Consider the following 19,904-nt stretch of genomic DNA (forward strand, 5'->3'; position numbering starts at 1 on the left):
TTTATTCTGTTTTGAATTCATCAAAAATATCAACCTCATCTTGCGGCTCTGGTGCAGGTCTTTCCTGAATTCGCTTTATACCAGCGTACATCATAGCGCCAATGGCTAAGGCTGCCAACACGATCGCAATTATCCTAAACCAACGACCTAGCTTATCTTCCTTGGGCGTTTTAGGGTAAAGACCTTTGAAATCCATGTGTCTCTCAATCTGACCTCTACTCAACGCCTTTCTCCTCAATCTGATGTCGTATCTAGTCATTCTTTAGCTCATTCATTTTATCGTATCGCTTCTTCAATTTATCGAGCGATCGGTACATTTTCATTTTAACAGCACTTTCTTTTTTATCCAGAATGAAAGCTATTTCTTTAAAATTTTTGGTTTCAAAAAACTTCAATTCCAGTATTCTAATCTCTTCGTCCTCCAACTCACTGATCAATTCTGTCAGAACCTTCTGTTTTTGCTCAACATCTGCCTCGTCCAGTTCGCTACATGTCATTACCAGATTCACCTTATGATCTTCCAAACTCAAGAGTCTTTTTTTGTTGTCTCTGAAATGTTTGTTCGTCTCATTGGTAGCAATTCGGTATAACCAGGCCCCGAATGGCACGCCTCTAAACTCAAATTTATCCAATGATCGCATCGCATTCATAAACACCTTCGACGTAAGATCAGCAGCTAAATTCTCATCATCCGTTTTTCTATGTATATATCTAAAAATCGCCTCATAATACTTCTTGTATATCGGCTCAAAGAACTGCAAGTCCTTCTTAGCTTTGGCTATCATTGCCTCTTCATCCCAATCTTTCCGGTTTGTTTCAGTATCCAATGAATTGATCTTTGTAGGTATAATCCAACTTATGGAAAAAAGTCACGCCAATTTTATCAAAAATAAGTGTCTTGGCAGAATAGCGTCCATAGATATGTATTAATTTCGGTCTATGAGTCAGTCACCTACCAATGTCGACAAAAAAAAGTACCGCTCAGTTTTCTTGCGCAAACGAAAAATGCTGGGATCTAAGGATTTCGACAAGAAAAATATTAGACTTCTCTACCATTTCAATCAATTTTTTGAGAATCATTCGGGATCAATGATTCATTCCTTTCTTTCTATTGAGAAAAATAGGGAGGTAAATACATGGCCATTGATAGAATGGTTTAAAAGGAGAGGTAAACAAATTGTAATCTCCAGATGTAGTAACTCCAGTAATGAACTAACACATTACCTATTTGAAGAATATAAGCAACTCAAAGACAGCAAGTATGGAATTCCTGAGCCTCAATATGGCACAGTAGTTCTTCCGAAAGAATTAGATATAGTACTCGTTCCCCTGCTGGTGTTTGACCGTATTGGTCAACGAGTCGGTTATGGCGCAGGATATTATGATCGGTTCTTGGCAGAATGCCCGTCTAATTGTATTAAAGTTGGACTTAGTCTAGCCCCTCCATTGGACAAAATTCCATTTGCCGAGCCTCATGATATTCCTATGGACTATTGTATCACCCCTTTAGGTGTCTATGAATTCAATTCTTAAATTCGCAAAATGAGCAATATCTTAGATGTAGTAATTATTGGAGCTGGCCCTATTGGTCTAGCCTGTGGAATTGAAGCAGAAAAGAACAACCTCTCTTATCAGATTATAGAAAAAGGCTGTTTGGTCAACTCACTATACAACTATCCAATGAACATGACCTTCTTCTCGACCTCAGACAAACTGGAGATTGGAGGAGTTCCATTTATATCTCATAATAACAAACCAACGAGAGCCGAAGCACTGGAATATTATCGTCGGGTAACTACTTCCTGGAAATTGAATGTGAAGTTGTACGAAGGAGTTAAAGAAGTAAACAGAAACGACATTTTTGAGGTCATCACTGAAAAGGCCAATTACAATGCAAAACACTTGATAATTGCCACAGGGTTTTATGACCTTCCTTTTTTACTGAACGTACCCGGTGAAGATTTGCCAAAAGTAAAACACTATTATGATGAACCACATCCTTACTTCGGTCAGAAAGTGATCGTTGTGGGTGCGGCCAATTCTGCTGTGGATGTGGCACTAGAGACCTATCGCAAAGGGGCTGAAGTCACTATGGTGATTCGCGAACCAGAAATCAATCCTAGAGTTAAGTATTGGGTTAGACCTGATATTGAAAACAGAATTAAAGAGTCTTCTATTACTGCCTATTTCGACTCTTCCATTGCTGAAATAAGAGAAACTGAAGTAGACGTCAGAAGCCCCAAAGGTACCTTAACATTGGCGAATGATTTTGTTTTAGCAATGACCGGTTATCAACCCAATTTCACTTTCTTAAAATCTTTAGGAATTACAATCGGTGAAGATGAGATGCAAACGCCCACTCATAATCCGGAAACGATGGAAACTAATATCCAAGGCATCTACCTGGCAGGGGTAATTTGCGGAGGACTTCAGACCAACAAATGGTTTATTGAAAACTCCAGAATGCATGCTGAAGTGATTATTAATGAAATAGCAGGATAAATTTTAAAGCTGATAAAATCCTGAAACAAGCTTTAGCGTAATATTAGCATTGTCACAATTGGGTAGCAGAGCATTTCAAGTCACAGGTATTTATCATCAATAGTTACCCACATACGCGTTCCAGAAAACTTTTCGCGTAACCACACATGAATTATTCAATTGTTTTTTGAACTTCATAGATTTAAATAGTGTTTCATTAAAAACCATGCAACATTTCAAATATTAGATTTTCAATTTTTTTAATTCTGCTAGCACTAGCCAATATAGCTCAAGGGCAAACTTGTTGCACCGGAGGAGTCCCGGTTCTAGATGCTTTTGTTATCCCTAACAATAACAAAGGTCAAATTGGCACGCACTTGTTTTATGGATACAATTACAATAATGATCTTCTTTTTAATGACGAATCAATTGAGGATTCGCACATTTCAAGAAAAGTATCGTCACTCCAGCTCCAAATGGATTATGCACTAAGTGATCAATTCGGAATTTCTCTTTCGGTACCTTTTTTATGGCAAAAAGAAATTGTTGATCTTCAATTCAACAATGCAGAATACGTAAACAGAGGAATTGGAGATGTCAGTATATGGTTTACATATGCAAAAAAATTTAAGAGTGTAAATATTAATTCAGCTATAAGTCTGAAGGTACCTACCGGCAGTACAGATGAAGAATCTGAAAACAATCTAGCCTTCCCTATAAGTATGCAAATTGGAACTGGTTCGTTTGATATGGCGTTGATAGTACAATCAAGTTGGTATTTAGGAAAACAAAGGAAATTTTCTGTGGAAAATCAATTGGCACTACGTCTCAATTCATCTGGCAATAAATTCAAAGCGCACCCAAATTATAAATTTGGCGATCAGTATATGGTTTATGCTGGATTAGGTTATCATTTTTTATTATTCAATTTAGTGACCGATCTATTTCTAGGCACATCATATCAATACAGAAATCAAGATGAATTTGAAGGAGGGTTTGAGAACGTCAATACAGGCGGACATTGGTTGAATTCGAGTATTGGTCTGAATATCTTTTTAACTCAAAAGCTTTTCTTTTCATTGAACGGAGGTGCTCCATTGTATAGAAATTTAAATGGGTTACAACTGAGCACAACTTCGCAAATAAGTGCTGCTATAAATGTGGTATTATGATGAGCAGAATCTATATTTTATTGGCACTAGTGATATGGCTATCTTCTTGCAAAGAAAGTGAACAGATATCACCTTCTGATCTTACTTTAGTCCAAGGCGTAATTAATGATGATTTTTCTGGTGAACCTGTCGCCATTTATGCTAATGGAATAAACCAAACACTTGTTGCGTTTAGCCGAGACCATGCCGAGTATGGTGAACCACTAACGTTGAGCATGTCTTCTGATCTCGCTCCAGCTGTGCTTCAAGATCAATTTGGTAACAATTATGATATCAATGGCAAATTTTTAGGTTCTGAAGGCGGGAACAAATTCAACCTGCAAAAAGTAAATTTTTTAGTTGGATATTGGTTTTTCTTTCCTGCTTTTTTTGAAAATACAATTCTTTATAACGGACAGGTCGTGAATAGCACCAAACAAACACCTTCGGAAGGATGGTTAGTAAACACAGACTTTATTTTTACAGGTAGTTCAAGGGATGGCATTCCTTCTATCGACAACCCCACTTTTGTTCCCCTTGCTGGAAAAGAGTTTGTTGATGATCCATTTTACAGCTCATTGAGTCAACATGATCTAATGACTGTTCTAAAAATTGGCAATACTAGTCATGTTTATCCCCACCAAATACTGGAATATCATGAAATAGTAAACGATGCGATTGAAGGACAAAATATTACACTTAGCTATTGCCCATTAACCGGTACATCCCGAGCTTGGAAAAGTGAAGTAAAAAACGACTTTTCAGAATTTGGAGTTTCTGGTTTATTATATAACAATAACCTCATTCTATACGATCGTATCACAGAGAGTTATTGGTCTCAGATACTGGAATTATCGATCAACGGGGACTGTTTATCTGAAGAAATCAGCCCAATTCAGGTGTATGAAACCACTTTTAATGGAGTAAAGAGACTTCAAGGCGAAGTACACTTACTAAGTACTAATACAGGGTTCAATTATATTTATAATCAATCCATTTATGACGATTATAGGATTTCTGATCGTGTTTCATTTCCCATATCCAATCAAAACAATAGTCTCAATCCAAAAGAACGAGTATTAGGAATCATAAAAGGAGGGCAGGTTAAAACTTACTCTTTTGGTGATTTTGAAGATCTTTGAAATATCTTTTTGCCTCATTCAGTACTTTGGGTGATAAGTATATAGCTGAGACCATTGTTGGAATGGCCATTAATCCGTACATCACAAAAATTAAGTTGACCACCCCATTCAACGACCAAACAGAACCAATGACGATGATGGCTACATACCAATAATTAAATAGATGCCCATGTTCTGCCCCAAATAAATAAGAAAAACACTTTTTCCCATAATATGCCATGCCAAAGACTGTAGTAAAGGCAAAGATCAAAACTGGTACAAATAAAATGTAATGACCAAATACTGGAATGGACATTTCAAAAGCCTGGGCAGTCAATGAAATCCCATCATTTCCTCCGGCTTGCCACACCCCAGTAGATAGTATACATAAACCTGTCATCGTGCATACAATAAGCGTATCAACGACCGGGCCTAACATGGCCACAAGTCCTTCTCTGATAGGTTCATTTGTCTTTGCCGCACCATGCATCATTGGCGCCGTTCCGATTCCAGCCTCATTTGAAAATGCAGCTCTTTTTGCACCTTCGATAATTACAGCGCCAACAGCACCTCCTAAAACCGCATTTGCTGTAAATGCATCTTCAAAAATCAGGAAGAAATTTTCCAAAACGGATTCAGCATTGAGAAGCATAATCAACAGTACACTCAAGCCATAGACTACAACCATAGCAGGCACTAGTTTGGATGCTACATCTGCAATTCTCCTTAATCCTCCAAAAATAACTAGAGCGGTGAAGAATGTGATCACAAGACCTATTCCTATATTCACCAGCAGTTCATTCGAACCCATCCATCCCATGGGCCTGAGAATTACATCTTTGGTGACTTGAACAATTTGATTGGCTTGAAATATAGGTGTGGCACCAAAAAGCCCCGCAATACAAAAAAATGCAGCTAATGGCTTCCACACTTTGGGCATTCCTTCTCTTATCACGTACATAGGCCCTCCTTGCAATTCACCTTGACTGTCCTTCCCCCTATACATAACAGCCAGGGTGCACGTGAAAAACTTTGTTGTAATTCCAAGCAATGCACTCACCCACATCCAAAATATGGCTCCAGGACCGCCGGCAACAATAGCTAAAGCCACTCCGCTGATATTACCCATACCAACGGTAGCAGCTAGATGCCCAGATAAAGCTTGAAAGTGACTGATTTCTCCTTTTTCTTCTTCGTCGTCATATTTACCCCTAAGTACGTCTATACCATGTTTGAAATATCGAAATGGAAGAAATCGTGCATAAAAAGTAAAAAACATCCCCCCTCCGAGCAGCAATATTAGTAATGGCATACCCCAGACATAACCTACGGCAACATTGAAAAAAGCTTCTAGGGACTTTAATATTTCGAACATATTTGGATTGTATTTAGAGCATGGGAGCTAAATGCTTCCATACATTTTCAGCTAGTATTTGATGCCCTTCTGGCGTTGGGTGAATCCCATCTTCAAGATTCAATTCAGGGTTGCCAGCTACTCCTTCAAGCAGAAAAGGAATCAGCGGAATCTCATATTTGTTGGCTAAATCAGGATAAATTTTTTGAAAGTTGTCCGAATAAGTCTGCCCCATATTGGGTGGAACCATCATGCCAGCTAGCAATATTTTGCAATCAGGATACTTAACTTTTACTTTTTCAATAATAGATTCCAGGTTTTTTCTTGCTTCTTCTATGCTTATCCCTCTAAGCCCATCGTTTGCTCCTAACTCTAAAACAAAGATGCTCACAGGGTTTTTTAGTACCCAGTCTACTCTTGAGTTACCGCTTGCTGTGGTCTCTCCACTCAGACCAGCATTTACTGTGCGATATTTATAGCCCAAAGAATCCAATCGTTCTTGTATAAGTGCAGGAAAGGCCTCTGATAAGTCCAACTGATACCCAGCGGTAATACTGTTTCCAAAGAAGAGTATGGTTTTCTTTTTTTGTTCTGTCTTTTCGGTTTCTGTTTTTTCAGAGGAGGGTGTACTTGTCAGCTCCTTTTTGTTTTTAGGCTGACATGCCATCAATACTAGAAAACCGAAGAGAATGATTGACCTATTCATCTGTCGAAGATAGGAATTTATCGGGAACCCATTGTCTTACTTCAACACACTCCCTTTAGCTGCCCACCAGGGCTTGACATCAATGGCTAATCGACCAGCTTTCACAGCAGGGTCGTTGCTAATGATACTATCAGCTTCGGCTTTGGTAGCGACATCATAGATGACTATGCCTCTCATATCTCCATCATCTCCAAACGGGCCAGCGATAAGTAAAGTGCCCGTTTTCGCATTTTCACTCATGTAATTCTGATGGGCCAGTTGTATTTCCATCACTTTTGCAGAATCCAATTCTGGTTTATCTGACACTCTCATAAGAAACCCCATGAAGTATTGCTTCATAATATAAGTAGTGTCTCCATCTTGATATTCGAATTCTCGAGGTGCCTGGCTAAAGCCTAATTGTGAAATGCATATGAATAAAAACAGAAATGTGAGTTTTTTCATGGTCAACAAAGTCTAATTGAGTCCCCAAGATACTGAAAACGGTGATTTTATAAGAATTGTTCTTAAATCGAACTTTTCTAGACTATTCTAGTTTAGGTAATTAGCCTAATTTTGCAGAGTTGAATACAAGTGCCTTGAAAATTATTTAATTTCGCGGTGCAGCATTAAAGTCAAGAAGCGTATGAGATGGATCATGAGATCGAAGATTCACAAAGCGGTAGTTACCGAAGCGAATCTGAATTATGTGGGAAGTATCACAATTGACAAAGACTTGATCGATTTGGTTGGGTTGAGAAAAGGTGAGAAAGTACAAGTCGTTAGTAACACCTCGGGGTCACGCTTAGAAACCTATGTGATTGAAGGGCCAAGAGGTTCTGGAGCCATTTGTATGAACGGTGCGGCAGCTCATTTAATCAACGAAGGAGAAGAGATCATCATCATGGGCTATGAATTGACAGATCAGGATATCAAACCTCAGACTATCCTTGTAGACGAAAACAACAAATTCGTACAATGGCTCGAAGAATCATACGAGCTGAATCGTGATATGAATTTTAATTAAACTTTTCTAAAGTTAGAACTTTGGAAAAGATGACTAGACTTGCATTCAAAAACTTCTGGTATTACTTTCCGTAAAATTCGGAAACATCAGATTACATGTCTACAATTCTTAAAGTCGAAGGACTTTCAAAATCATATCAAAGCGGATCAAAGTCGCTTCAGGTACTTCATAATATAAGTTTCTCATTAGCGGCAGGCGAATCATTGGCTATCGTTGGACCTTCTGGAAGCGGCAAAACTACCCTCCTAGGTTTAGCAGCAGGTCTTGACCAATCCGATGAAGGTTCCGTAGAGATTAATCAGATCAAACTAAACAACCTGAGTGAAGATGATCGTGCGCAAGTGAGAAATGAACATGTAGGATTTATATTTCAGAATTTTCAGTTGATCCCTACTTTATCTGCACTAGAAAATGTAATGGTTCCCTTAGAACTAAGGGGAGATAATGGAGCTCAAACAGTTGCGAAAAGCTTGTTGAAGCAAGTGGGGCTTGAAGAACGGATCGACCATTACCCTTCACAATTATCTGGTGGAGAACAACAAAGAGTCGCCATTGCCCGAGCTTTTTCAAATGAGCCCAAGGTGCTATTCGCTGATGAGCCAACTGGTAATCTGGATGACGAAACCGGACAAAAAATTGAAGATCTTCTTTTTACACTAAATAGAGAAAAAGGCACAGCACTGGTTTTAGTGACACATGATGTAGCACTCGCTCAAAAAACCGATCATGTTATTCACCTAAAAGGTGGAAAAATGATTGAATCCTCGATGAAAGCTTCTATTGCCAGCTGATATGGACAGTAAGATTTCCGTATCACCGAAGAAATACTCTCGCAGCTGGCTGTTCAAAATGGCGTGGAGAGATAGCCGAAGGAGCCGATCAAAACTTCTTCTTTTTACTACTTCAATCGCTATCGGAATTGCGGCTTTAGTTGCTATCAACTCTTTCAAAAGAAACCTGGATGAAGAAATTCAACTTCAAGCTAAATCTTTGCTTGGTGCGGATCTCGAAGTTTTCAGCAATAAACCATTTACCAGAGAGCAATATGGTCTATTAGATTCTTTAGGAGAAGAGAGGTCTAGCCAAACGCGATTTGGTTCAATGGTTTATTTTCCTAGAACAGACGGAACCAGGTTAGTGCAGGTGAGGGGAATTCGTGGATTCTATCCCTATTATGGGAAAATAGAAACTGAACCTCACTGGGCAGCCGGAGATCTGACCAATGGGCCTTATGCTTTAGTAGATGAAAAGCTAATGCTGCAATTCAATGTGGAGTTGGGGGATGAGGTGCGCATTGGCAATTTGAGTTTAGAAATTAGAGGCAAACTCAAAAATGTACCTGGACAAAGTGGAATTTCAACTTCAATTGCTCCAGTAGTTTATATTTCAGAAGGCAATGCATTTGCTTCTGGGCTCATTAAAAAAGGGAGTAGAGTTACGTTTTCAAAATTCTATAAATACCCAACTGAAGCCACTGCGGACGAAGTTATAGCCACGTTCGGTGAACGACTAAAAGAACTGGAACTACGAAGCGAAACCGTAGAAGAAAGAAAACAAGATACCAGTGAGGCTTTCACCAATATGTCAGTATTCTTGAATTTAGCAGCTTTCATTGCTTTGCTTTTAGGGAGCATCGGTGTCGCCGGTGCTGTGCATATCTATTTAAAAGAAAAAAATAAATCCGTCGCAATTCTTCGATGTTTGGGAGTGAAAAGCAAACAAGCTTTTTACATCTATCTCTATCAGGTGCTATTTATGGGCTTCATAGGTTCAGTTATGGGCACTGCACTCGGCATTGGACTTCAGTATTATTTACCCCAACTTTTGGGAGAAATATTGCCATTTTCGTTCGAGCCTAAAATATTTGGCATTGTCATACTTGAAGGCATACTATTAGGTCTGATTATAGCTTTCTTATTTGCACTGCTCCCATTAATAAAGTTGGGGGAAATCTCCCCGTTACAATCTATCAGAGCAGCCTTTGAAACATCCGGCCCAAAGATGAGTAAGGCTTCCCTTGTGGTGTTTTCCTGCCTGGTACTATTCCTTTTTGGATTCGCCTTTTTCCAAATTGGAGAATGGAGTCAATCATTGATGTTTGTAGGTGGATTAGCTGTGACATTTGGATTGCTCATCTTGATAGCCAGAGGGCTGATGTCAATAGCAAAAAGTATTTCATCTCGGACTAACTCATTTTTAATAAAACAAGGAATAGCCAATCTACACAGACCAAATAACCAAAGCACCATACTTTTACTGACCATTGGAATTTGTGCTGTACTAATATCTACGCTACTTTTTTCCAGATTCATTTTGGTTGAGCAAATTACACTCACAGGTGCGGACCAACGTCCCAACATGGTCCTTTTTGACATTCAGACCAAACAAAAAGAAGAGCTCAAAGATTTAGTCGTCGATTATGATTTGCCTGTAGTCCAAGACGTGCCTATTGTAACGATGCGCCTTAAAGAGATCAACGGAATTAATAAAAAAATGGTAGAAAAAGACTCCACACTTGATATAATGAGTTGGGTCTTCAATCGAGAATACCGAGTGACATTCAGAGACTCTTTGATCAATTCTGAAACGCTGGCAAAGGGTACACTTCAATCCAAAGTGGAATCGCCCGAAGACTCCATTTTTGTTTCTGTCTCCGAAGGCTTTGCTGAAGGGCGCCAATGGAAAATAGGAGATGAATTACTTTTCAATGTTCAGGGTGCACTCATTAAAACATACATTGGTAGTTTTAGAAAAGTAGATTGGCGTAGAATGCAAACTAATTTTTTGATCGTTTTTCCTGCTGGAGTTTTAGAACACGCCCCTCAATTCCATGTATTGGTTACAAAGGTGGACAAATCTGATGTATCAGCCAGATTTCAACAAGCAGTCGTGCGATTGTTTCCAAATGTCTCGATCATAGATTTAGAACTGATCATCAAGACCGTAGAAGAAGTACTCAACAAAGTCTCCTTTGCCATCAACTTTATGGCGGCATTTAGTGTCCTAACCGGCCTAATTGTTTTGGCCGGATCTGTTGTTCTTAGCAAAACCCAAAGGGTACAAGAAAGCGTTTTATTGAGGACTATTGGTGCTAGATCCTATCAAATCTTCTGGATTACATTTTTGGAATATCTGGCATTGGGTGCTATGGCCTCGTTAGCAGGACTTCTATTAGCGCACACTTTCAGCTATTTGCTTGCGGAGTTTGTTTTTGAAAATGACTTTTTATTCAGTATTTACCACTCCGTTTTAATCTTTTTAGCAGTCACATTTGGAACCGTAATCATAGGATTATTCAATATCAGACCAGTCTTAAAGAAGAGCCCTTTGGAGATTTTGAGAAAAGAAATTTGAGGGTGGCTCAGTTGTTGCTTGTCTTATATATAACTAATTCAAGAAACAATGAAACATTTCGTAGTGATATTGATGATCATATTACTGAGTTGTTCTGCCACTTTCCTGATGATTTAGTTGTTCTTTCGCGCTTTCTCCAACATCATTTACTCGAGTAGAAACATTAAAAAAGGGAAACCCAAAAATGAGTCTCCCTTTTGTCAATTTGAAATAAACTTTCTTATGCAGTCACTGCGTCAGGCACTTTAGCAGTTTTTACAGTTTTGATAATTCTAGCTGCAATTTTGTAAGGATCTCCATTAGAAGCAGGTCTTCTGTCTTCCAACCAGCCTTTCCATCCATTCTCTACCGTAGCGATAGGAATACGGATTGAAGCACCTCTATCAGACACACCGAAAGAGAATTTGTCGATAGATTGAGTCTCATGATCTCCAGTTAATCTTTGATCATTCTCAGCACCATATACGTCGATGTGCTCTTTGACGAAAGGAGCAAATGCTTCACAAATAGTAGCATAAGTTTCTTTAGACCCACATGTTCTCAACACAGAGTTTGAGAAGTTAGCATGCATACCAGATCCGTTCCAGTCACCTTTGATTGGTTTTGGTCTCCACTCGATAGAAACACCATACTTCTCAGCAGTTCTTTCCAACAAGTATCTTCCGATCCAAATTTCATCACCAGCTTCAGCAGCTCCTTTCGCAAAACATTGGAATTCCCATTGTCCTGCTGCTACTTCGCCATTAATACCTTCTACATTTAAACCTGCATCAAGGCAAAGGTCTAAATGCTCTTCTACGATTTCTCTTCCGTATGCATTACTCGCACCTACAGAACAATAGTATGGTCCTTGTGGTCTTGGGTAACCAGCTTCTGGAAAACCTAATGGTTTGCCAGTATTGTTGTCGATCAAAAAGTACTCTTGCTCGAAACCGAACCAGAAATCATTGTCATCATCATCGATAGTCGCACGGCCGTTACTTTCGTGTGCTGTACCATCTGCATTCAATACCTCAGTCATTACTAGGTATCCATTTTTTCTATCAGGATCTTCGAAGATCGCAACAGGCTTCAACAAACAGTCAGAAGAACCCCCTTCTGCTTGCTGCGTTGAACTACCGTCAAAAGACCACATAGGGCAGCTTTCTAGCTTACCATCGAAATCACTTACGATTTTAGTTTTGCTTCTTAGACTTTGAGTTGGCTTATATCCATCCAACCAAATGTATTCTAACTTTGCTTTTGCCATTTTACTTAAATTTTAGCTTTTACTGTTTTACTTTAATTCTATTTCACATTGCGTTCCTAAAAACCGGATGACTAAGCATTAGTTTTAAAGGATTTGCCAAGGCACCCAAAAGAGCACCCCGGCAAAAGCTAAATCCTAAATTTCCTTAGAACGCATATACTGCTGCCAGCACGAATGATGACAGGCTCTTTCCTAATTCTGCATTTGCGATGCCTGAAATATTTCCATTGGCATCAAAAGTTTGATCTCCTTTTAGAACATATCCGTCATCATAAGACAACATATCTATTCTGAATTCTGGTATAAGTGTCAAAGCACCTATCGAATAATTTGCAGACAATGTCAAATCAATCACGTTTTCATCTGCTGCAATGGCGAACCCTGCCTCGTCTTTGAAGTACTCTCCTCTAAGACCTAATGAGAAAGAATCAGAGAGTGAGCTTTGTAAATAAAGCGCTGCACCTGAAAAACTATCTTTAGCTTTAGTAGCGTTTACTCCTAAATAAAGTGCATCTGTCAGATCCCATCCAGCGGTCAAATCCACCTGATAAAAATCATCTGAATAGATGAAATTGAAATATGCTCCACCATAGCCCAATTGTGCTCCAAGTACATAATCTCCTGAAGGATTGAAATCCGTAGCATCAGTTGGGTTCATTACTGCAAGCATGGCCGTAACGTCTCCAAAAGTAAAATCCGCTTTCAAACCAGAGTGAGAGAATGGTCCATAAGAGAACATATAAGATGTAGAGTAGTTGAAATTTGACGCTGGTGAGATCACTTCATATCCTAAAAAAGTATTGAAGTTTCCAATCGTCAAGGTCACAGCGTCACTCACATTCCAATATGCATACAACTGATTGATTATGCTTGATGAAGCTGTAGTTGATCCAAAAACAGCATCCGTTCCTCTTGGCCCAAATACCAAATCAGCTACAAAGCCTGTTTTCTCTCCTTCTAGACCCAATACAACATTGGCCATACCTAGCGCAAATCCAGGTTTGTTTGCAAACGAAGTAGTTGGTGCTATATATGTATTATACTCGCCATCAGCATCAGGCAACAATAAACTATTGGATGCATTTAAATTGGCTCTATAGTAAGCATCTACACTACCTGAAATTGACAGTTCAGGTGCGCTTGACTCCTCTTGAGCTACTGCAGTACTAGATATGGCGAAAATTGTCATCATTACAATGCATAGAAATTTCTTCATGATTAAATTTGTGTTTTGGTTCATAAATTTGTTTGACAGATTTGTGAGATTAAGACCTGCTGGAACATGTTGGCAGACATGTCCAGCAGGCAATTTTTTTTTACTCGTCGTAAACGATTGTGTATCCTCTGATACCATGTTCGTGTGTATCGAGTCCTTCTTCTTCGTGTTGTTCTGACACTCTAACTCCAAGCGTTTTCTTAAGAACAAAGAATATGATGAAGGCGATTGGGAAGGCTGCAATAGCATACATTGCTACCCCGTAAAGCTGAGTAGTGAATGAGAAATCTTCTCCTCCAAAGATACCTACAGCAAGTGTTCCCCAAATGCCACATGATAAGTGAACTGAAACAGCTCCAACTACATCATCTAGTTTTAATTTGTCCAATGTGATGGCAGATAATACTACGATGATACCAGCCACAGCACCTACGATCAGTGAGTTGTTTACAGAGATCACATCCGCTCCAGCAGTAATACCTACTAGACCAGCCAAGATACCGTTGAGTACCATACCCAAGTCCATTCTTTTGAATACTACAAATGCAGTTAAAAATCCGAATAGTCCTCCAGTACAAGCAGCCATAGATGTTGTAACTAACACAAATGATACTAAGTCCGGATCAGCAGAAAGTACAGATCCACCATTGAATCCGAACCAACCTAACCATAGTAGGAATACGCCGATCACAGCTAGTGGCACAGAAGTACCTGGCTTATCGATTACTTTACCATCTACATATTTTCCAAGTCTTGGCCCGATCACGATGATACCTGCCAATGCACCCCATCCACCTACAGAGTGAACAAGTGTAGAACCAGCAAAATCATAGAATCCAGCAGCATCAAGGAATCCTGCTCCCCATTTCCAGCTACCTAGGATTGGGTAAACAATACCTACATATAGTACTGTGAAAATCATGTAGCTTGAAAGTTTTACTCTTTCAGCAATAGCTCCTGATACGATGGTAGCTGCAGTAGCAGCAAACATGCCTTGGAATAAGAAATCTGTCCAGTAAGTATATCTTCCACCGGCATAGTCTATAGAAGCACCGTCGCCAGCGTCTAAACCAAACCCAGCAAATCCAAGTACTCCACCGATGATATCAAACTCACCAGGGTACATCAAGTTGAATCCACAAATCAGGTAAGTCACCAAACCGATAATAGGAGTGATAGTATTTTTAAATAGAATGTTTACGGTGTTTTTTGACTGGCCAAAGCCAGCTTCAACTCCCGCAAAGCCTAGGTGCATTATAAACACCAAAGCTGTAGCCAACATCATCCAAATGTTGTTGGCGGTGAATAGTGCAGTAGCACCGGCAGCAGCAGCATCAGCCACAGCAGCAGTTACTTCAGCTGGTGTTTCAGCAACTACGGCAGCTGGGGTTTCCATTACCGCGACTGAATCTTGCACTACATTCGTCAACAGATTAATCATAGCATTAATTTTTAGTTCTAAATTGTTTTTCTCAGGAAAGCCCACTTCGGACTTTCAAGCTTCTCTCATTGAATTTTGCAATTTTCGAGTCAACTGGGTTAAAATTTGACCTGACAAAGCTGTTAAGCTGCTAATTCAATCTATTTGGGGATGTTTTTAATGCTGTTGAGATGCTAAAGTAGTATTTTTACGTATTACTACGTAATTTTTATACTTATAATTTCAGTAAATACGTGAATAATTACATATCTCGTTAATATTTTACCCTGAAATTGAATTATTTACAAAATTCACGATCAAAGACACGTACTTTTGTTGAATTTTCACCTAAAGTCACTTTTCGTCGGATCTGATTCAATCAAGACACTTAATTACTGAATGATTTTCAGCAAATCCTACCTTAGTTTGTATTGTCGTAAATTGAATAAGATTGCCAGTACGTATATTTTCGGCATTATTAATAGATTAGCAGAAACAATACTTCGCAGTTGAAAACCAACCGACCAACAAAAGATATTGGCCAAAAGGCAGAAGAGCAGGCTCTTCAATATTTGATTAACCAAGGTTATACACTTCGAGAAAGAAATTATAGATACAAACGTTCTGAGGTTGATTTGATCTTACTTGATTCTAAAACGATAGTATTCGTTGAAGTGAAATATAGAAGCACTAGCCAATTTGGATATCCAGAGGAATTTGTTTCAGACAATCAAAAAAAATTGATTTTGCAGGGCGCAGAAAACTATCTCGCCGATTTAGGTTGGCAAGGGCCGATAAGGTTCGATATCATAGCTATTGATGCTCATTTTAATATTACACATTTTGAGGACGCCTTTTATTAGTATTCGTCAAGCTGATTCAATGCATGAGTCTTTCTCATGAATATTGGTAGACTGTCTTCATTACTATTCGTTCCTTAATATTCATAATCACAAATCATATGAAGCAAACAACCTACAACCTAGCACAATTAAATATCACCAAGCTGAAAGCTGACTTGGATGACCCCATCATGAAAGAATTCAAGGACTTTCTTGCACCTGTTAATCAATTGGCGGAAGAAAGCTCTGGGTTCGTTTGGAGATTGAAAGACGAAACGGGTGAGACTGCCATAAATGCGGAGACACCATTTGAAGACCCCATGGTATTTGTAAATATGTCGGTTTGGAAAGACAACGAAGCACTAAAAGCCTACACTTACAACACCGTACATAGTTACTTTCTGAAAAACAGAAAAAAATGGTCGGATAAAATGGACAGTCACCAAGTGGTACTTTGGTGGGTTGAACAAGGACATATACCAACATTAGATGAAGCAAAAAGAAAATTGGATCAATTGGAAAAGCAGGGCTCCACACCTTCGGCCTTTGGTTTACATGAAGTGTATCAAGCAGATGGTACACCATTGCCTTGATACACAAGAGAAATTATACTGGCCATTTCTAAATCAAATTTTATAGCTTTAGCGCTATTAATTTGATCCATGGAATCAGGAAGAGTAAAAATTTGGCATTCTATTGTCACGAGGTTCGGTCTTTTCTTTATGGGACTTCTCATACTGGCCATATTTGTATCGGGCTTTCTGATTTATAAAAGAGCGTCGACTATTATCAGTGCATTTGGCCAAGAGCGAATTGCACATAGCTCTACCTTGGCAGAGCAAGCATTCTATTCCTTGCTCAGTGAAGTAGAAAACGATATTTCCATTTTAGCGGAAAATATAAAGATTCAAGCTTTTGCTAATGACCCCACTTCAGAATTGCAAAATGAAATCACTCAACTATTCCATACTACATTAAAAAACAAACCTAATTATTTCCAAATACGACTGATTAGTCTTTCAGATGCGGATGCCGGGCAGGAAATTATAAGGTTGGATAAAAAGAATTCCAAGATTACCCAAACACTCGAAGACAAACTACAAAACAAAAAAAACAGGCCGTATTTCAAAGCAGCATCAAACCTTGGGCCTTCAGCCTTCTATTTTTCTTCCATTAGTCTGAATGAAGAATACGGAGTAGTGAGCCCTTCATTGACTCCTACTATTAGAGCCATTAGCCTGATATTTAATTCTAATCAAGAGCCTACCCATATGGTGATCATCAATTTGGATTTGAATAATTTCTATCAAAAACTAAGAAGCATAATGACTTCGGGAATTGAATTGATGCTGATCGATGAAGACGGGCAATACTTGTTTGCTTCTGACATGACCAGATGCTTTAGTAAACAGCTCAGAAGTTATGACAGATTCGACGCAGACTTTGTGGTACCTTTTTCATCTCTACATACAGATTCCACACAATTTAGATCCTTAGTGAGCAAAAAAGGCAACTCTTTTTTGTCCCAAATCCAACCCATTACTTACTCAAGTAATGACCGAAAAATTTACCTCTTATCCTTTCTAAAGGAAAACATAGCGCTTAGCAGCGTGCTCTATATTAAAAAGTATAGTTACCAAATTATTCCGTTGGTATCCCTAGCTGCCCTTCTCGTTGCACTTGTTTTTATCAGACTTTTGGCTGTTAGGATTGGATCTATCACACAAGCCATTGGCAATTACGAACAGCACTCGGCTCCAACGATAAAGCTTTCCGAAAACCGAAAGGACGAGCTGGGTGTATTGGCCAGAACATTCATAAAAATGAAGACCAAAATCAACCAACAGGTTAGTGACTTGAAATCGGCTTTGGACAAGGAGCAAAAAGCCATCAAAGAAAAAGATGAATTTTTACAAAACATGAGTCATGAACTAAGAACGCCGCTGAATTCTATCATGGGTCTTACCCAATTACTTAGAAAGAACAAACCAACACCGGATCAAGAGCCAATAGTAGATGCTATCCATAGGAGCACACAGTCCTTGGCTGGCTTAATGCACGATGTATTGGATCACCAAAAATTGATCGAGGGACAAGTTCAATTGAAATACAAATCAGAAAATATAGCAGAATTACTCTCAGACATTCATGCGAGCTACCGATTTGATGCTATCAACAAAGGACTTGGCTTTGAGTTGAAAATAGCTCCTGAGCTGAAAGAGCAATGGCATCAGACAGATGCTTTGCGTTTTACTCAGATCATCACCAACCTAATTGTTAATGCTATCAAATTTACCGATAAAGGGAAAATTACCGTTGAGGCTAAAGTTATAAATCACAAATTAGTCATCAGTGTTACTGATTCTGGAAGAGGTATTCTTCCAGACAATGTCATGCGTATACGCGAACGTTTCTATCAAGAACAAAATTACTCCTCAGAAGAAGGTTTTGGATTAGGGCTCTCGATTGTGAAACAACTCCTTGAACTTTTTGATGGACACTTGGAAATTTCGTCCGAAAAAGATGTTGGCTCGACTTTCACCATTAACCTTCCTTTGATGGTGGCAGAACATATGCCAAAGGTTTCTGCACTGAATGCAAGAAGACTCGCTCTTTCTGATTTTTCAGAAAAAAAGAATGTGCTACATATCGAAGATGACGAGTCTGCCAGGTTACTGGTCAGTCAGCTATTTCAAGCTCCACAAATTGAATTAATACAAACGAATAATCTAGCTTTTGCCAAACAAACACTCTCGAAACAAAACCCTGATCTCATAATAAGTGATTTGATGTTAGAGCATATTGACATTGGAAATGAGTTGATCAAAATCAATGCCTCCTTTAGTCACTCGATCATTGTTTTGTCTGCACTTGAAAACGAGCGCATGAAAGAAATAAGTGAATTCTACCTACAAAAACCTTTTGATGTAGATCATTTACTGGATTTGGTCATTTGCCTCCTTGGAAAGAACACCTTTGATCTACCTCAATTGAGCAAAAGCTATTCGCAATACGATCATGATAAAGTCAAAATTAAAAAATTTATCGCTCTCTTGATTTCGGAGTTTGAAACTTATCTGGACCGAATAGACCAAGCTTTTGAGAATCAAGACGAAAGCGAATGGAATGCCATTAGACATAAGTTGATCACTCACATTCGAAGTTTAGAATTGCACAAGCTCGAAAAGGCTCTCCCTCTCAGAATGAGTGCCTTGAATAAGACAAACCTTGGTGAAGTCAAGACTCTTATTCTTTACAACTTAAGTTATTTCAGGAATGAACTTCGGTTACTTTAATAGCTTGATTTTATTCAGAAGCTCATTTTCGTATTTGTCACTGATCGATATTTCTTCCTGGCCTATCTGCACATCTCCACTGGCTATACTGTCAATATGATTTACATTGACAATATATGAACGTTGTACACGCTGGAAGTACTCGGGCAGTTTTTCTGCCAGCTCAGTCAATGTCATTAAGGTCAGTAGTTTTTTTTCTTCAAACACCAACTCTGCATAGTTCGCAGCGGACTTGATGTATTTAACCTCTTGCAAATTGACCTTGACTAATTTGTTTCCATCTTTCACAAAAATCTGATCCGAAATTGAGTCGGATGACTCAGTTCCTTTCTTCACCTTTTGCATTCCCTTGAAAAATCGAGCAAAATCAATAGGTTTCACTAGAAAATCAACGATCTGTTCATAATCATAAGATTCTGGGGCAAAATCACGATTGGCTGTGATCATGATAACGGAAGTGTCTGAACTCAATGTTTGTAAAATTTCCTTTCCAGTTATGTCCGGAAGATTATAGTCCAGTAAAATAACATCAAACTGATTCTCGCTAATCAAATTAATCGATTCAAAACCGCTATTGGTAACAGTGACGTTCGACACAAAATCTACCTTAGAACAGAAATGCTCCAATAAGTCGCAAATCAACGGGTCATCATCTACAATCAGGCAATGCATACTTTATCAATTCATCCTATAGTTTCGTCCACCAAG

General features: G+C 38.8%; 19 protein-coding genes. 10 read left to right on the forward strand and 9 right to left on the reverse strand.

Going from position 1 to position 19,904, the window contains the following annotated elements; translation table 11 throughout:
* Position 1: 1 nt before the first annotated feature.
* Both ACOQO5_RS14530 and ACOQO5_RS14535 read right to left on the reverse strand, forming a co-directional pair.
* Entirely contained in the window at positions 2–259 is a 258-nt protein-coding gene (locus ACOQO5_RS14530) for a hypothetical protein (RefSeq protein ID WP_420582412.1), read from the reverse strand.
* Positions 252–827, reverse strand: a complete 576-nt coding sequence (locus ACOQO5_RS14535) for an RNA polymerase sigma factor (protein WP_420582413.1) — start codon at positions 825–827, stop codon at positions 252–254. The genes ACOQO5_RS14530 and ACOQO5_RS14535 overlap by 8 nt, the downstream gene beginning before the upstream one ends.
* Positions 828–939: 112 nt before the next feature.
* On the opposite strand from ACOQO5_RS14535, the gene ACOQO5_RS14540 reads away from it, so the two are divergent.
* The 4 genes from ACOQO5_RS14540 to ACOQO5_RS14555 all read left to right on the forward strand — a co-directional run bounded on the left by ACOQO5_RS14540 (position 940) and on the right by ACOQO5_RS14555 (position 4,774).
* Complete coding sequence (locus ACOQO5_RS14540; protein ID WP_420582414.1) at positions 940–1,533, forward strand: 5-formyltetrahydrofolate cyclo-ligase; 594 nt, start codon at positions 940–942, stop codon at positions 1,531–1,533.
* Positions 1,534–1,542: 9 nt separating this feature from the next.
* Entirely contained in the window at positions 1,543–2,502 is a 960-nt protein-coding gene (locus ACOQO5_RS14545; RefSeq protein ID WP_420582415.1) for a YpdA family putative bacillithiol disulfide reductase, read from the forward strand.
* 455 nt (positions 2,503–2,957) lie between these two features.
* On the forward strand, positions 2,958–3,653 hold the full coding sequence (locus tag ACOQO5_RS14550) for a hypothetical protein (RefSeq protein ID WP_420582416.1): 696 nt from the start codon (positions 2,958–2,960) through the stop codon (positions 3,651–3,653).
* Positions 3,650–4,774 (forward strand): DUF3179 domain-containing (seleno)protein, encoded by a 1,125-nt coding sequence (locus ACOQO5_RS14555; protein WP_420582417.1) that lies wholly within the window; start codon positions 3,650–3,652, stop codon positions 4,772–4,774. The genes ACOQO5_RS14550 and ACOQO5_RS14555 overlap by 4 nt, the downstream gene beginning before the upstream one ends.
* Here ACOQO5_RS14555 and ACOQO5_RS14560 read toward each other — a convergent pair.
* The 3 genes from ACOQO5_RS14560 to ACOQO5_RS14570 are packed head-to-tail and all read right to left on the reverse strand — an operon-like array spanning position 4,737 to position 7,257.
* Entirely contained in the window at positions 4,737–6,128 is a 1,392-nt protein-coding gene (locus tag ACOQO5_RS14560; RefSeq protein WP_420582418.1) for an alanine/glycine:cation symporter family protein, read from the reverse strand. The two genes, ACOQO5_RS14555 and ACOQO5_RS14560, sit on opposite strands and share 38 nt — an antisense overlap.
* A gap of 13 nt (positions 6,129–6,141) precedes the next feature.
* Entirely contained in the window at positions 6,142–6,813 is a 672-nt protein-coding gene (locus tag ACOQO5_RS14565; RefSeq protein ID WP_420582419.1) for an arylesterase, read from the reverse strand.
* A gap of 36 nt (positions 6,814–6,849) precedes the next feature.
* On the reverse strand, positions 6,850–7,257 hold the full coding sequence (locus ACOQO5_RS14570; RefSeq protein ID WP_420582420.1) for a YciI family protein: 408 nt from the start codon (positions 7,255–7,257) through the stop codon (positions 6,850–6,852).
* Positions 7,258–7,450: 193 nt separating this feature from the next.
* On the opposite strand from ACOQO5_RS14570, the gene panD reads away from it, so the two are divergent.
* The 3 genes from panD to ACOQO5_RS14585 all read left to right on the forward strand — a co-directional run bounded on the left by panD (position 7,451) and on the right by ACOQO5_RS14585 (position 11,173).
* Positions 7,451–7,819 carry an aspartate 1-decarboxylase gene (gene panD, locus ACOQO5_RS14575; RefSeq protein ID WP_420582421.1) on the forward strand — a complete coding sequence of 123 codons (369 nt, stop codon included), beginning with the start codon at positions 7,451–7,453 and terminating at the stop codon, positions 7,817–7,819.
* A gap of 95 nt (positions 7,820–7,914) precedes the next feature.
* Positions 7,915–8,610, forward strand: coding sequence for an ABC transporter ATP-binding protein (locus ACOQO5_RS14580; RefSeq protein WP_420582422.1), 696 nt, complete (start codon positions 7,915–7,917; stop codon positions 8,608–8,610).
* Position 8,611: 1 nt separating this feature from the next.
* The gene (locus ACOQO5_RS14585; RefSeq protein ID WP_420582423.1) at positions 8,612–11,173 is read left to right on the forward strand and encodes an ABC transporter permease; all 2,562 of its coding nucleotides are present in this window, start codon (positions 8,612–8,614) and stop codon (positions 11,171–11,173) included.
* A 220-nt stretch (positions 11,174–11,393) separates the two neighbouring features.
* On the opposite strand, the gene ACOQO5_RS14590 is transcribed toward ACOQO5_RS14585, so the two are convergent.
* The 3 genes from ACOQO5_RS14590 to ACOQO5_RS14600 form a co-directional block, all read right to left on the reverse strand.
* The gene (locus tag ACOQO5_RS14590; RefSeq protein ID WP_420582424.1) at positions 11,394–12,422 is read right to left on the reverse strand and encodes a glutamine synthetase beta-grasp domain-containing protein; all 1,029 of its coding nucleotides are present in this window, start codon (positions 12,420–12,422) and stop codon (positions 11,394–11,396) included.
* Between the two features lie 145 nt (positions 12,423–12,567).
* The gene (locus tag ACOQO5_RS14595) at positions 12,568–13,638 is read right to left on the reverse strand and encodes an outer membrane beta-barrel protein (protein ID WP_420582425.1); all 1,071 of its coding nucleotides are present in this window, start codon (positions 13,636–13,638) and stop codon (positions 12,568–12,570) included.
* A gap of 100 nt (positions 13,639–13,738) precedes the next feature.
* Positions 13,739–15,079 (reverse strand): ammonium transporter, encoded by a 1,341-nt coding sequence (locus ACOQO5_RS14600; RefSeq protein ID WP_420582426.1) that lies wholly within the window; start codon positions 15,077–15,079, stop codon positions 13,739–13,741.
* A gap of 488 nt (positions 15,080–15,567) precedes the next feature.
* Here ACOQO5_RS14600 and ACOQO5_RS14605 point away from each other — a divergent pair, with 488 nt between their 5' ends.
* From ACOQO5_RS14605 to ACOQO5_RS14615, 3 genes are all read left to right on the forward strand, one after another.
* On the forward strand, positions 15,568–15,921 hold the full coding sequence (locus ACOQO5_RS14605; protein WP_420582427.1) for a YraN family protein: 354 nt from the start codon (positions 15,568–15,570) through the stop codon (positions 15,919–15,921).
* 98 nt (positions 15,922–16,019) lie between these two features.
* Positions 16,020–16,493 (forward strand): DUF3291 domain-containing protein, encoded by a 474-nt coding sequence (locus ACOQO5_RS14610; protein WP_420582428.1) that lies wholly within the window; start codon positions 16,020–16,022, stop codon positions 16,491–16,493.
* Positions 16,494–16,562: 69 nt separating this feature from the next.
* Complete coding sequence (locus ACOQO5_RS14615) at positions 16,563–19,196, forward strand: ATP-binding protein (RefSeq protein WP_420582429.1); 2,634 nt, start codon at positions 16,563–16,565, stop codon at positions 19,194–19,196.
* Here ACOQO5_RS14615 and ACOQO5_RS14620 read toward each other — a convergent pair.
* Entirely contained in the window at positions 19,188–19,868 is a 681-nt protein-coding gene (locus tag ACOQO5_RS14620) for a LytR/AlgR family response regulator transcription factor (RefSeq protein ID WP_420582430.1), read from the reverse strand. The two genes, ACOQO5_RS14615 and ACOQO5_RS14620, sit on opposite strands and share 9 nt — an antisense overlap.
* Positions 19,869–19,904: the final 36 nt, after the last annotated feature.

Origin of the sequence: Reichenbachiella sp., from assembly GCF_965223055.1 — a bacterium.
Taxonomy (GTDB): Bacteria; Bacteroidota; Bacteroidia; order Cytophagales; family Cyclobacteriaceae; genus Reichenbachiella.